The organism is Chitinophaga ginsengisegetis, from assembly GCF_900168065.1.
Lineage (GTDB): Bacteria > Bacteroidota > Bacteroidia > Chitinophagales > Chitinophagaceae > Chitinophaga > Chitinophaga ginsengisegetis.
Genome location: NZ_FUZZ01000005.1, coordinates 199,277 through 212,667 on the forward strand (window position 1 = coordinate 199,277; position 13,391 = coordinate 212,667).

Annotated in this window: 12 protein-coding genes; 7 read left to right on the forward strand and 5 right to left on the reverse strand. The window is 47.7% G+C overall.

The window, feature by feature from the left end:
- Window positions 1–166: 166 nt before the first annotated feature.
- Entirely contained in the window at window positions 167–1,333 is a 1,167-nt protein-coding gene (locus B5Z18_RS26995; RefSeq protein ID WP_079472670.1) for a hypothetical protein, read from the forward strand.
- Between the two features lie 42 nt (window positions 1,334–1,375).
- Here the strand turns inward: B5Z18_RS26995 and B5Z18_RS27000 are convergent, their stop codons facing one another.
- The gene (locus tag B5Z18_RS27000) at window positions 1,376–2,209 is read right to left on the reverse strand and encodes a ThuA domain-containing protein (protein ID WP_079472671.1); all 834 of its coding nucleotides are present in this window, start codon (window positions 2,207–2,209) and stop codon (window positions 1,376–1,378) included.
- Window positions 2,210–2,271: 62 nt separating this feature from the next.
- Complete coding sequence (locus B5Z18_RS27005) at window positions 2,272–3,159, reverse strand: LysR family transcriptional regulator (RefSeq protein ID WP_079472672.1); 888 nt, start codon at window positions 3,157–3,159, stop codon at window positions 2,272–2,274.
- A gap of 117 nt (window positions 3,160–3,276) precedes the next feature.
- On the opposite strand from B5Z18_RS27005, the gene B5Z18_RS27010 reads away from it, so the two are divergent.
- Complete coding sequence (locus B5Z18_RS27010; protein WP_079472673.1) at window positions 3,277–4,461, forward strand: MFS transporter; 1,185 nt, start codon at window positions 3,277–3,279, stop codon at window positions 4,459–4,461.
- Between the two features lie 845 nt (window positions 4,462–5,306).
- A complete protein-coding gene (locus B5Z18_RS27020) occupies window positions 5,307–5,783 on the forward strand; it encodes a VOC family protein (protein WP_079472675.1) in 477 nt (158 codons plus the stop codon).
- A gap of 4 nt (window positions 5,784–5,787) precedes the next feature.
- On the opposite strand, the gene B5Z18_RS27025 is transcribed toward B5Z18_RS27020, so the two are convergent.
- Window positions 5,788–6,207 (reverse strand): VOC family protein, encoded by a 420-nt coding sequence (locus B5Z18_RS27025; RefSeq protein ID WP_079472676.1) that lies wholly within the window; start codon window positions 6,205–6,207, stop codon window positions 5,788–5,790.
- A gap of 123 nt (window positions 6,208–6,330) precedes the next feature.
- Here B5Z18_RS27025 and B5Z18_RS27030 point away from each other — a divergent pair, with 123 nt between their 5' ends.
- From B5Z18_RS27030 to B5Z18_RS27045, 4 genes are all read left to right on the forward strand, one after another.
- The gene (locus B5Z18_RS27030; protein ID WP_079472677.1) at window positions 6,331–7,323 is read left to right on the forward strand and encodes a GlxA family transcriptional regulator; all 993 of its coding nucleotides are present in this window, start codon (window positions 6,331–6,333) and stop codon (window positions 7,321–7,323) included.
- Between the two features lie 2 nt (window positions 7,324–7,325).
- A complete protein-coding gene (locus B5Z18_RS27035) occupies window positions 7,326–7,766 on the forward strand; it encodes an SRPBCC family protein (RefSeq protein ID WP_079472678.1) in 441 nt (146 codons plus the stop codon).
- A gap of 164 nt (window positions 7,767–7,930) precedes the next feature.
- Window positions 7,931–10,555: a glycoside hydrolase family 2 protein gene (locus tag B5Z18_RS27040; RefSeq protein WP_079472679.1), complete on the forward strand. Its 2,625-nt coding sequence runs from the start codon at window positions 7,931–7,933 to the stop codon at window positions 10,553–10,555.
- A gap of 158 nt (window positions 10,556–10,713) precedes the next feature.
- Window positions 10,714–11,187 carry a GNAT family N-acetyltransferase gene (locus B5Z18_RS27045; protein ID WP_079472680.1) on the forward strand — a complete coding sequence of 158 codons (474 nt, stop codon included), beginning with the start codon at window positions 10,714–10,716 and terminating at the stop codon, window positions 11,185–11,187.
- Here the strand turns inward: B5Z18_RS27045 and B5Z18_RS27050 are convergent.
- Together B5Z18_RS27050 and B5Z18_RS27055 are read right to left on the reverse strand one after the other, a co-directional pair.
- Window positions 11,179–12,267, reverse strand: a complete 1,089-nt coding sequence (locus tag B5Z18_RS27050; RefSeq protein WP_079472681.1) for a mechanosensitive ion channel family protein — start codon at window positions 12,265–12,267, stop codon at window positions 11,179–11,181. The genes B5Z18_RS27045 and B5Z18_RS27050 overlap by 9 nt on opposite strands.
- Before the next feature lie 27 nt (window positions 12,268–12,294).
- A complete protein-coding gene (locus tag B5Z18_RS27055) occupies window positions 12,295–13,338 on the reverse strand; it encodes a quinone oxidoreductase family protein (RefSeq protein WP_235016036.1) in 1,044 nt (347 codons plus the stop codon).
- Between the last annotated feature and the right edge of the window lie 53 nt (window positions 13,339–13,391).

The following is a 13,391-nucleotide window of genomic DNA, read 5'->3' on the forward strand; positions in this document are numbered from 1 at the left end:
TAGATTAACACAAAAGTGTGATCGATACTTTTGTTCTTTCTCCTTTCCTTTGTTCCCGGACGGAAAGTGTTCAGAATGGTTAACCCGTTACCCTTAAGTACCTTGCAACATAACCTTGTTGTGCTTTCTGTTCTACCCGGAATTTATATCTGATAAATAAAATCTCATGAAAAAATTACTCCCTGTACTTTTTGTACTCGCTTTTACGGCTGTAAAGGCTCAAACCAATGTGATTGGTACCACCGGAAATGTAGGAATTGGAACGCTCAACCCTGTAAGTAAGTTGCAGGTGGTGGATAATAACCGCAACTACTATGTGAATCGGCCAATTGCCGGTCAATCGGAAGATGCGCAGGGGCCTAATTATATATTGCTCCATGAAATTTATACAGGAACCCCAATGATTGATATGCATGTGATGGGAAAGATCACAGGGGTGAGGGGCAGCACAGTATCATCTAACAGGAAATGGACAATAGAAGTCAATACTTCAACTGCTTATACTATCAATAGGGGATCGCTCATTAGTTACAATGAGCCGGTACGATTAGTGACTGTTATTTACAATAGCAAAACTTATCTGGCGGCAGAGATATCAAACAGCTCCACCATGTATGGCTTTTCCTTCACCGGCTACGCAAGTGGTGAGACTTTGTTATTAGTAAAAGATGATAATGTAACAGGTATGCAACCCTTTACGCCAAATGATGTGATTGGAATACAAGGAAATCTCAGCGTTGGTGTATTTGGGTCCTCAGCAAAGCTGGATGTGCTGGGAGGCCCAACGTGGACTTCCAACGGCTGGAAAAAATCAATAAAATTGTATGACGTATCCGCTATTGAATTTGCCGGCGCCACACGGTCATTTGGCCTGGGCGCCTCCGGTGCAAATTTGTATTTCTCAAATATGAACACCGACGGCACCGGCGCCGCTAATTATTTTATGGTAGCTGATGGAACTACCGGTAATGTGAGTATTGGAAGTCCTAGTCCGTCAGCCAACTACAAACTAACGGTAGAAGGCACACTCGGTGCACGCCGTATTAAAGTACAGCAAGGCGCCTGGGCTGATTATGTATTTCACCCGGAATACGAGTTGCCATCCCTGCAACAGGTGGAGCACTTTGTAACAACCGAAAAACACCTGGAAGGCATCCCTTCCGAAAAAGAAGTACTTGAAAAAGGATTGGACCTGGGGGAATTTGATCAGCAGCTACTGAAGAAGGTAGAAGAACTCACGCTGTATATTATACAGCTGAATAAAAATGTAGAACGCTTAAATAAACAGGTAACAGCACAACAGCAAACTATTGCCACCTTACAGGCTAAATAATCAACAGTCGCGCACCGATGTATACATCGGTGCGCGGCTTTTTTATTTTTTCTTCCCCATCCACTCCAGCGCATCCAGTATCAGCCTGTTCTGCGTTTCATTCGCAAATGTGAAAGATAATTCCTTATTGGTATGATGCTCATAGTCGATATCGTTATGCCCCATATTCAGGTATAGCATCTTGTATTTTTTGTTAGTCCATACAACGGGGTAGTAGCCGCTGTGCCAGATCTCATGTGGCTTTGGGCCGGTACCCAGCGGGAAGCTGCTGGAATCCACCGACAGCAATATTTTAATGTCCGGGTTTTTACGCAGATCATTGCTCCAGCGGTACCACTCATTGGGTGCGGCAGAGAAAGTATCCGGCAGATTCCTGGTGGCCGGATGCCGGTGGTCTTCCACGCGCAGTACAGCGGAAGTGGGGCGCCAGGTGTTGCTGCCATAAGATCCGGAGCCCAGGAAGGTGTTGTGGTACCAGTTCCAGTTTTGGGGTACATCCGACGGCGTGAGCGCAAAAGCTGCGAAGTGAAAGCCTATCCAGCCGCCGCCATGTTCCATGTATTGCTGAAACGCGGCGCGCTGTGCAGGATCTTCCGGCCGCGTATCCAGGAAAATCACTACCTGGTACTTCGAGAGGAATGATGCATTCAGGTTTTGCCAGTTGTTGGTGGAGTCGTAGCTGAAATGATATTTCGCGGCCATCTCCGGGAACCACTTATTGGCTTCATGTACAAAACTGATGTGTGCCTGGTCGTTTTTAGCAGTATAAAAGGCGATCACCCGGAAGCGGGGAGGAGTTTGTTGTGCCTGGCTCATGGCGCTGCCAAACAGGCTTAAAATAAGCCAAAGGGTGCTTAGGTGGAATCTTAGCTTCATAAATAGTAAAATGATCGTTCAGAACTACAAAATAAACTTTATTTTTCTTTTCAGCAGCCTCTTTAAAGTTGCAGCAGGTTCCGCACAATTTTCACCCGGTCGGAGGCCATCCGGGTATTGTCATAAGCCAGGTACAGCGTATTGCTGGCAGGCACATTGCCCCGCCATACTTCTTTCAGTTCCCCTTTTTTGATGCCTTCTTTCACCATATAATCGGCAGTGATGGTAACACCGTTACCACAACTGATTGCCTGCAGGATGGTTTGCATGTCCGGGATAATAAACTGCGGTTTGATAGCGGGACGTTTGCGGAAATTCTCCAGCCAGAAACGCCGTATCACCGGCAGGTCGCTGCTATAGGCAAACCATTGCTGTTTCAGGAGCCACGACTCTGCTTCATCCAGCGTTTTCTTTTTCAGGAAGTTTTTAAATGGTTTGATATCAAGATCCGGGCTGGATACAATCAGGAACTGCTCGCGGAGTATGGGCTCGTAGATGATATTCTTTTCTTCTGTCAGCTGCGTGGCAATGAGGAAATCAAGATCGCCTTTCTGCAGCCGCCGCAGCAGGTCTTTGGTAAGACCAAACTCCGTTATGATATTCGCCGGCACATCGCTGATGCGTTTGGCTACTACGGCCTGGAAATATTCTTTCACCGCGCCGATGTGAATATTGGGTAATTGTTTGGTGATACAGAAGTAACGGAAGTCAGCTTCTACATTCTCCAGTTTTTCCAGCGGCTCTACCACCTGCGTATAAAATAACTTGCCATAATCAGTAGGTACCAGTTTGGGCTTACGCTCAAACAGCTGTTTCCCGATATGCGCTTCCAATGCAGATAAATGCTGACTTACATTCGGCTGCGAAATAAACAGCATCTTTGATGCCGCCGTTAGTGAGCCGGTTTGATATACGGCTTTAAATGTTCTGTACCACTCCAGGTTAACCATCCTGCAAGTTATAAATATTTTTATGATGATTGATAAATCATATTATTTTCTTTATATGATATAGTCCCTCACTTTTGTATCTGCAAAAAAGCATGGCATTATTCAACCACAAAGCAAATGAAAAGGATCGCATATATTGGAAGTCTTGGTTTACTTGGCATCATCACCACCGAATTCGGTGTAATTGGTATACTTCCGCAACTGGCGGCATATTACAACATCTCTATCGATCAGGCAGGCACCCTGTTAAGTGCCTTTGCATTGGTGATTGCACTGGGTGGCCCCCTGATGACACTCTGGTTATCAGGATATAACCGTAAAACGCTGATGGCTGTCAGCATTTCTATTTTTCTCATAACAGGAGTGGTATCATCTTTATCACCTCCCTTCTGGTTACTGCTGCTGGTGCGGATGTTGCCGGCATTCCTGCAGCCGGTGTACATTTCCACAGCCATCGCAGCCGCTACCGGTGCGGCCGATAAAAAGCACACCCATAAAATGATGGCTATCGTGATGAGCGGCATTGCCCTTGCAACGGTTACGACTATACCGTTTGCTACCTGGCTGGCAGGGATCTATAACAGCTGGCAATTATCGTTTGTAGTGCAAACTATTGTGAGCGCGCTGGCTCTGATTGCCATCCTTGCTTTTCTGCCATCGATGCCGGCAGGGGAAAAACCATCTTATGGCGCGCAGCTGAAAATACTCACCAAACCTGCGTTCCTGGCCAGTAGTATTATGAACGTGTTTATGGTGTCGGCCATGTTTTCCACCTACAGTTATTTTGCGGACTATCTTGGGAAAGTAAATCATATGTCCACCGGCGAAGTAGGCGTAATGCTGCTGCTGTTTGGCGCCGCCGGCGTACCCGGTAACTTCCTGGCGGGTAAACTGCTGAGCAAAAGTGTAACCGCTACCATGGCTGCTTCCCTCATCGCTATTACCCTGGTGTCTATCGGGATTTACTATCTCCCGCTGTTGTCGGTGCCGCTCATTATTGTATGGGGTTTCCTGCACACGCCCTGCTTTATCACGGCACAGGCGTATATGGTGGCTGCTGCACCGGAAGCGCCGGGGTTTGCCACCAGCTTATCTATTTCTTTCGGCAATATGGGCGTTACCCTGGGAACAGCCGTTAGCGGCTGGATTATTACCACGCAGGGCATTCACAACGCTCCCTGGGTGATGCTGCTCTTCGGTACCGGCTCTTTGCTCATGATGGGATTAAAAGAATTGCTGGCCGCCCGCGAAAAGCAATCGTCTCCGGCGATAGGAAATTGTGTTGGAGCAGGATTAAACTGATTTTGCTGATTACATTGATTTTATTTTTGGGATTTTTGATAGAAGATCAGGGGAGATGGATTTCCCCTGATCTTTATAAGTCCCTAAAACCATTTCATACAGAAATAGAGCACAATGACCGATAGTATCTGGATACAGATTGCCGCCAGAAGTCTCTTAATACCCCCGGTTTTGGACGGACTGAATACATATACCGCATAGGAAAAAAAATATACAGCCATCGCCAATACCACAACTATTAAAAGATTTGGACCTTCAGGATCATTGAAAACGTAGAACAGCATTCTGGAACAAATGAGGGCCGTTGCTGCCAGGATTATTAACGAAGTCTTTTTTGACTTGAAATATAAATTTGCGACGTTATTACCCATGTTCATAAGATGACCATTTTCTTAAATGAATAATCTACTCCGGAATTTTGTTTTTTGCCCGGTTACGTTTATCTTTATAAAGTACCTAAAGCATTGATATCCAGTTTGTTTCTCTGATGCATCCCCCCTAAGGAACCTTCCGGAACCCCCTATAGCGCATTGGTACACAATATGTTACCGATCAAGTCCACATCACCTCCACGTCAACTCCATGTTCTCTCCACATCAAAGGTAAGTGTAAAGTATCTGCAAAGCATGTGCAAAGTATTGCCTGTCTATTGTTCAAGCTATCATCTTCCAAAGAAAAAAGTAAAATCAATGTAATCTGTATCATCAGTTTAATCCTGTTCCAGGACAACCTCCGCTTTGTCGCAAGTGCCCCCAAAGAATGTCGCTTTTGCACCGTCAATATGAAAAAGACGGCAGGTATCTTTGTAACGAAATGAAAAATCTGTAAAACTTCAATCTATCGTTATGCAAAAGATCACCCCATCATTATGGTTTAATATGAATGCAGAAGAAGCGATCAGCTTCTACTCATCTATCTTCAAAAATTCAAAAGTAACAGACAAGTCATATTACGGGGAAGGATCTCCCATTCCTGCCGGTACGCTGCTCGCCGCCACCTTTCACCTGGAAGGACAGGAGTTCCTGGCTATCAATGCAGGACCACAGTTCCCGTTCACAGAAGCCATTTCTTTTACGGTATATTGTGAAACCCAGGAAGAAGTAGATTACTACTGGTCGAAGCTCACCGCAGACGGAGGAAAGGAAGTGCAATGCGGCTGGCTGAAAGATAAATTTGGCTTGTCCTGGCAGATTACGCCCACCATCATGTCTAAATTTCTGAGTGATCCTGATAAAGAAAAGTCGGGTAGAGCCATGCAGGCCATGATGAAAATGGTGAAACTGGATATCGCAGCGCTTGAAAAAGCATTTAACGGAAAATAGAGCATTATTGCCGGCTGTTGCCTTCAAAATTAATGAGCCAGTGAAGACCAAACTTATCGGTAAGCCCACCGAATAAAGCGCCCCAGAAAGTACTTTCCAGCGGATGCGTAGGAATACCATCCGCAGAAAGACGGGCATAAAAAGTACGGGCCTCGTCTTCACTGTTGCAGTTCAGTAATAAAGAAACGGTATTGCCGGCGGTAAGTCCCGCTTCAGGCACCATATCGGACGCAGTGAGTACCAGGCTGCCTTTGGTAAGACTGGAATGTAAAATGAACGGTTTCATAAAAGCAGGTATTTCCGCCGAAACAGGCGATTCCCCGATGGTTTGAAGCATCAGCTCTCCACCCAGGCATTCTTTGTAGAAAGTCATTGCTTCCCGGCAGTTACCGTTAAAAGTAAGGTAGGTATGGATCATGGTCATTATAGAACCGGATTTTTGTGTGAAAACTATACTGCAAAAATCGCAAGGGTTGCGGGAAGTAACAGGGGTGTAAAGCGACAATTCTCAGGGTAATTGCGGCATAAACTATTATAATTGCAGCGTATGATACATATTTCCATCCTGGTCCCTCTCGGGCATACCAGTTTAGTTAACATCGAGGGCAGCTATCAGATCTTATCGGACATCAACAACTTCCTCACTGAAAAGGGCCGGGAGCCCAAGTTCCAGGTGCAGCTGGTGGGATTAACCACCGAGGTAAGCCAGCGTAACCGCTTATTTACGATCTCTCCGGAAGTGCTGATAAAAGATGTAAAGAAAACGGACCTGATCATTATTCCTTCGCTGCACGGGGATCAGTCGAACGCCGCAGCCATGAACCAGGATTTTATTCCCTGGATCAGGCAGCAATATCAACAGGGCGCTGCTGTAGCCAGTTTATGCCTGGGCGCTTTTTTCCTGGCAGCTACCGGCCTCCTGAAAGGCAAACAATGCGCTACCCACTGGAAAATGGCGCAGGAGTTCAGAAGCATGTACCCCGATGTAAACCTGATGGACGACCGGATCATCACGGAAGAAGAACGCATCTATACCAGCGGCGGCGCCTATTCTTACCTCAACCTCATCCTTTACCTGGTGGAAAAGTATGCTGGCAGGGATATTGCGATCCTCACCGCTAAAGCATATGCCATTGATATTGACCGCCAGAGCCAGTCGCCTTTCATCATTTTCGAAGGACAAAAAGCACATAACGACGAACCAATCCGGAAAGCACAGGAATTTATTGAAGCCAGCTACCAGGACAAAATCACGGTAGAACAACTGTCCGATATGTCGGCTATAGGAAGAAGATCTTTTGAAAGAAGATTCAAAAAATCGACCGGTAACACGGTGATAGAATATATTCAGCGGATAAAAATAGAAGCCGCTAAGCGCGACTTTGAAACCAGCACAAAAAACGTGAACGAGGTAATCTATGACGTGGGATATATCGACACTAAAACATTCCGGACAATGTTCAAAAAGGTAACCGGACTCACCCCGCTGGAATACCGGAACAAATACAACAAACAAATTATGAACCCTGTAAATGACTAGTTATGGAAAAAACAACATTTAAAACGACCATCAATGCGCCACGTGAAAAAGTATGGGACGTACTTTGGGGCGAAACTTCCTACCAGCAATGGACAGCCCCTTTTGCTGAGGGCTCTCAGGTAGATACCAACTGGGAGAAAGGAAGCAAAGTCATATTCCACGATGGCAGTAACCGCGGCATGGTGGCCAGGATCGCAGACAAAGTGCCCAATGAATTTATGTCGTTCCAACACCTCGGTGAAATTGATAACGGTGTGGAAGACCTCACCAGCGACAAAGTAAAAGCCTGGGCCGGCGCTTATGAAAATTATACGCTTACTAACGTGAACGGCAAAACGGAGTTACTCGTGGAAATGGACCTGGCAGACGATTTTAAAGATTACTTCAGTAAAACCTGGCCCGTAGCGCTGGATAAAGTAAAGGAATTAGCAGAGCAGCAGTAATATTCTCCCTTCGCCCGCCATACAGCAGCAGGCGAAGGGATTTTTTATTATTTCCGGGAGAAACAATCCTGCGCAGAAAATACCTGCTTTGATCCGGAATACGGTTGTGCTATCTTTGCGGTTATTGTAACAGGTAACTACAGGCCGTAAAAATAAAATGCACTATGTTTCGGAAATCAACGATCTCCTGCCTGCTGATCTTATCTTTTTTAAGATTATCAGCGCAGGAAAAATATGAACTCAACAGCGGATGGCAATGCAATAATATCGCCGGTGTAAAAGTTACCGGTCAGCAACTCTCAGATCCGGCATATACCCTCTCCGGATGGACGCCGGCCACTGTACCAGGTACGGTGCTCACCACGCTCCTGGATAATAAGCAGGTACCTGATCCGATGTATGGCATGAACAATGAAAAGATACCGGATATCTACCACACCGGCCGCGATCACTACACTTATTGGTTTGTAAAGGATTTTACAGAACAGCCGGCCACCGGCGATGCACAGGTATGGCTGCATCTCCGGGCTGTAAATGATGGCTGCGATATTTACCTGAACGGCCACCGCGTTAATAAAACTACCCACTACGGCGCCTATCTCCGCCAAACATATAACATCACGCCCTTCCTGGCGAAAAACGGAAAAAACCGTTTGGCTGTAATCGTGTACCCGCCCCGGTTTCCGGGTAATCCCAACGGCGGACAGGGAGGCGATGGCACCATTGCAAAAAATAACGGTCCGCAGTATACCGCCGGGTGGGACTGGATCCAACCCATGCGCGACCGCAACACCGGCATATGGGATAAAGTGACCATTGAAAAAACAGGCGCCGTAAGGATTAAAGATCCGCACATCATTACCCGCGTACCCGGTACCCGCCAGCCGCAAGGCCCGCAGGCGCCCGCTACCCTGCAGATAGGAGCGGAGCTGGAAAATGCTACCGCCAGAAATATCACCGGCACGTTGCAATATACCCTCGCCGGTAACCACATCACCAAAAAAGTAACGCTGCCGCCACATACCACTGCCACTGTGCAACTGCCGGACCTGCTGCTGAAACAGCCGCTGTTATGGTGGCCCGCCGGTTATGGCCCACAGTCGCTGTATCAGCTGCAATTGCAGTTTGTAAACAACGGCAAAACGGATGATCAGGAAGACGTGGAATTTGGTGTTCGTGAAATTCAAACATACTGGAATGCACACACCGGCAGCAGGGAAATTGCCGTAAACGGTCAGAAGATATTTATTAAAGGCGGCAACTGGATCACCTCCGATGCCCTGTTCCGCTTCACTAAAGAAAGATATGATGCGGAAGTACGCTTCCACCGCGATATGAACCTGAACCTTATCCGGATCTGGGGCGGCAGCCTTACGGAAAGGCCAGAGTTCTACGAAGCCTGCGATAAGTACGGCCTGCTCGTGTTCCAGGACTTCTGGATATCGGGCGACTGTAACGGCAGATGGCAGGACCCCATGAAGAAAGAAGACCAGTGGACCCGTCGTAAATACCCCGACAACCACTCCCTGTTCCTCGAAAGTGTAGCCGACCAGGTGAAGATGTTACGCAACCATGCCTCGCTGGCCTTCTGGTGCGGAGGAAATGAAATTACGCCTCCGGCAGATTTGTTCGCCGCCATGAAGGATTCTATTATTCCAACACTGGACGGTACACGCTATTTCTTCGACTACTCCAACTCCGACAGTATGTCGCACAACACGCTTGGCGGCAATGGCGACGGTCCTTACGGTATTCAGCCACTGTCCACCTTCTGGAGCACCCGCACCTTTCCGTTTAACTCCGAAGTAGGTTCGGTAGGTACGGGCGATTATGAATCACTCGAAAGATTCCTCCCCGCGGAAAACCTGGTGCCGCCCGATCAGCAAACCGGCAAAACCGACGCGGTGTGGGATTATCATAAGTACATCGCTTATAACAAAGCCGTAGATCCCTATGGGAAAACAAACGACCTGAGAGAGTGGGCCAACAAAGCACAGCTGGTAAACTACGATCAGTACCGCGCTTTAATGGAAGGCTTCAGCTCACATATGTGGGATTGGTACACCGGCGTGATCATCTGGAAAACGCAAAACCCCTGGACTGCCCTGCGCGGCCAGATGTATGATTACTACCTCGATCCCAACGCATGCCTGTATGGCACCCGCAAAGGAGCCACCCCGCTGCACGTGATGTATGATCCGGAAGAAGGAATGGTGATGGCCGTGAACAACACCTTCCAATACGCCCGCGACCTGATGCTGGAATTAAAAACATACGACATGCAGGGCAATGACAGCCTGCTCACACAGGTGTTTGTAGAAGTAGGACCCACCACCGTGCAAAAGTTTATGAATATGAAACCCCTCCTGGATAAACTAAAAGCGCAGCAGGGACTGTTCTTCTCTTTACGCTTGCTGAATGCCCATCAACAGGTGGTAGATGAAAACCTGTACTGGTTACCGGATGCCAAAGGAAATTATTCCGGGCTGGCACAAATGCCGGCAGCAGAAGTGAAGGTAACAGCAGTGAAAGCGGGAGCCGACAGTATTAACGTTACCATCAGCAACCCGGCAGGAGGGCCTGTGGCATTTTTCAACCGCGTATCGCTGGTAAATACACAGAACAAGAAAAGGATCTTACCGGTATTTTACAGCGATAATTATATTTCTGTATTACCCGGCGAACAGAAAACGATCAGCATCAGCGGCGGCGCTACCGCCACCAGCAAGGATGCGCAGATAGAAATTTATGGTAATAACGTAAAGCGGCAGTACATCGCTGTTCAATAATCAAACATATTGCAGGCATCTGTGTAAACAGATGCCTGTTTTTTTGTATATTCATTTTGTTAATCTGTTCCCTGAACCTGTTTGTAGCTGTTGCCCTGGGACCCGATTCGTAAGAAAATACCTATTATTCCAATTTATAGCAACAAAACTATTCATCGATGACCTCCCTGCAGGAAGAAACAACTATCCGGAAATTAGCCACCAACGAGAAGATGCCCTATGACCTGTTGCTACTGGCCGATCCATCTGTAACCATGATCAACAGTTACCTCCCTTTCAGCGACGTATATGTGCTGGAAAAAAAGAAACAGGTAATTGCCGCCTACGTACTTTTGAAAGATAATGATGAACTGGAAATTAAGAACATCGCCGTAAACCCGGCCTACCAGGGAAAGGGCCTGGGAAAGATCCTCCTGCAGGATGCCGCACAACGCGCCAGGGCAGGCGGCTCTAAAAAGCTTTGTATTGGTACAGGCAACTCCAGCATTGCCCAGTTGTACCTGTACCAGCGGCAGGGTTTTGAAATAACCGCCATCCGGAAAAACTATTTCACCACACACTACCCCGAACCCATTTATGAAAATGGTATTCAATGCCGGCACATGATTGTGCTGGAAAAGTCGCTATGCTGATAAGGGCTGGTCGCCTTTATTTTCAATATAGGCCCTGGTTTTCGGCAAACTGTCGGGGTGATGCTCCCTTATATATTTAATGAGGTTTTCGCGGATATAACACCGGAGGTCAAACGCATTGCCTGAGCTGGAGGAACTCATCAGCGCCCTTACTTCAATGGTGCGTTCGCTGGTATTGGTTACCTGCAGGGCTTTTGCGCGTTTGTCCCACAGCGGCGATGTATCCAGGAGTCTTTCAAACTCGGCCCTCACCTGGTCCACCGGCACGGTATAGTCCAGGTAAAAGAAGGCCGTGCCCAGTATTTCCGAACCGGTGCGGGTCCAGTTCTGAAAAGGTTTCTCTATAAAATAATTAATCGGTAAAATCAGTTTACGCTGATCCCAGATGTTCAACACCACATAAGTAAGGGTAATTTCTTCCACACGTCCCCATTCACCTTCTACTACCAGTACATCATCTATCCGGATAGGCTGTGTAAATGCCAGCTGGAAACCGGCCAGCAGGTTGCCCAATGATTTCTGCGCGGCAAAACCAATAATGATACCGCCTACACCTACACCGGTAAGGAGCCCTGCGCCGAGCTTACGCATGTTGTCGAAGCTCAGTAAAATAATACAGGCCGTGATGATCAATATCAGCGCAATAGACACCTTACGGATAAACTGCAGCTGCGTACGTATTTTACGCTCCTTCAGGTTATTGGTCTTCTTCAGGTCGTAGGTATGATATACATAATCTTCCAGCACCTTGATAGCGCCGATCACCAACGCCGCAAAAGACAGTGTCAGCGCTATTTCCGCCACTTTACTCAGCGCAGGCACATAGCTGGGGTGTACCCGCATTAATGGGATGGCCATGTTGAGCAATAACAACGGCAGGAAATAATTAAACGCTTTTCCCAGGCGGAAAAGGATGGTGTGTATCAGGGAGAAATCCTGCTGTGCTCGTACAGATTGGCGTAAGAAGATCGATAACAAGTATTTGATCAGCCATCCGGTGATAACTGCAATGCCCGCCAGTATAAGGTTCCATAGGAAATTAGGCAGGTGGTCCGCATTTTCTATAAGTTGATTCCACATGCGCGCCTTGCCTCAAACATGATGCCGTTATATATCTGTTGTCATTAATTTATCATTAGAAAACAGCGCCATCACCAGCTTGCGGCCCTTGCTCTGGTTGAGTTCCAGCAGTTGGTGCGAACGTTGTACGGTATCCACACTAAACCCGCCGGTGATCCATACGGGGGAAGGCAACAGGGCGCCGGTTTCCAGTAATGTGGTTATCTGCCGGAGGCCATCTCCATAATATTTAAAATTCCCGGTAAGCGAATATGCATAGTTGGAAATGTTCATGATCACGGCGCCTTTGTTGAACAACGTTTCCCTGGCTGCGGCTGTGGTAAGCGCCGTTACATCCTGGTAAATGCCGTTGGTAGTAAGCAGCGCTGCACTTAATTCGGACATAGTTCCGCCAACAAGATCTATGCACGCATCAAACATTTTTCCTTCCCGCTGATGTAGTATTGCCTGTAGCAAACCGGGTTGGCGGTAATTAATAATTTGGGAGACAGACAGCCCTGCGCTGACCAGCTGTTGAGTACTTTCTTCACTGCCCGCGGTGGCCAGCAGTTGCGTAAAACCTGCGTGCAGCAATAGTTTTACCAGTACCAGTCCTACGCCTCCGGCGGCGCCGCTGATAAAAACAGGCGCCTCCGGGGAAAGTCCAAGCCTGTTTATGCATTGCAACGCTGTAAGCGAGGCGGTTGGGATAGCGGCTGCTGTGGCAAAGGAAATACCCGCCGGCTTATGCACCAGTATATCCTGGGGCACGCTGATATATTCCGCGTAAGTGCCATTGGAGCCCATACTGCCGGATGCCGCCATCACGGCGTCACCTGGGCTGAATTGCGTAACGGCTTTGCCTGTTTTCACAACCACTCCCGAAAATTCACGGCCCAGCACCGGTGAGTGCATACGCTTGCGTTCTGTAGCGCCCTGCCTGATCTGGTAGTCGATGGGGTTAAAGGCTGCCGCTGCAATCTGCACCAGCACGCCGTCATCGCCGGGTTCCGGTATGGGCATGGTGGTCATGGAAAAGTTTTCCACGCCGCCGAAATCGTTTAATATAATCGCCTGCATCTGATGTTTCATCCCACAAAACTATTACGATGTTGGGTTATCTTTGCTATAGGTAAACCGGAGGT

What these genes read in the sequence shown, in the direction of transcription:
- B5Z18_RS26995 (WP_079472670.1), top strand. Translation starts at nt 167, where the DNA reads ATGAAAAAATTACTCCCTGTACTTTTTGTACTCGCTTTTACGGCTGTA.
- B5Z18_RS27000 (WP_079472671.1), bottom strand. Translation starts at nt 2,209, where the DNA reads ATGAAGCTAAGATTCCACCTAAGCACCCTTTGGCTTATTTTAAGCCTG.
- B5Z18_RS27005 (WP_079472672.1), bottom strand. Translation starts at nt 3,159, where the DNA reads ATGGTTAACCTGGAGTGGTACAGAACATTTAAAGCCGTATATCAAACC.
- B5Z18_RS27010 (WP_079472673.1), top strand. Translation starts at nt 3,277, where the DNA reads ATGAAAAGGATCGCATATATTGGAAGTCTTGGTTTACTTGGCATCATC.
- B5Z18_RS27020 (WP_079472675.1), top strand. Translation starts at nt 5,307, where the DNA reads ATGCAAAAGATCACCCCATCATTATGGTTTAATATGAATGCAGAAGAA.
- B5Z18_RS27025 (WP_079472676.1), bottom strand. Translation starts at nt 6,207, where the DNA reads ATGACCATGATCCATACCTACCTTACTTTTAACGGTAACTGCCGGGAA.
- B5Z18_RS27030 (WP_079472677.1), top strand. Translation starts at nt 6,331, where the DNA reads ATGATACATATTTCCATCCTGGTCCCTCTCGGGCATACCAGTTTAGTT.
- B5Z18_RS27035 (WP_079472678.1), top strand. Translation starts at nt 7,326, where the DNA reads ATGGAAAAAACAACATTTAAAACGACCATCAATGCGCCACGTGAAAAA.
- B5Z18_RS27040 (WP_079472679.1), top strand. Translation starts at nt 7,931, where the DNA reads ATGTTTCGGAAATCAACGATCTCCTGCCTGCTGATCTTATCTTTTTTA.
- B5Z18_RS27045 (WP_079472680.1), top strand. Translation starts at nt 10,714, where the DNA reads ATGACCTCCCTGCAGGAAGAAACAACTATCCGGAAATTAGCCACCAAC.
- B5Z18_RS27050 (WP_079472681.1), bottom strand. Translation starts at nt 12,267, where the DNA reads ATGTGGAATCAACTTATAGAAAATGCGGACCACCTGCCTAATTTCCTA.
- B5Z18_RS27055 (WP_235016036.1), bottom strand. Translation starts at nt 13,338, where the DNA reads ATGAAACATCAGATGCAGGCGATTATATTAAACGATTTCGGCGGCGTG.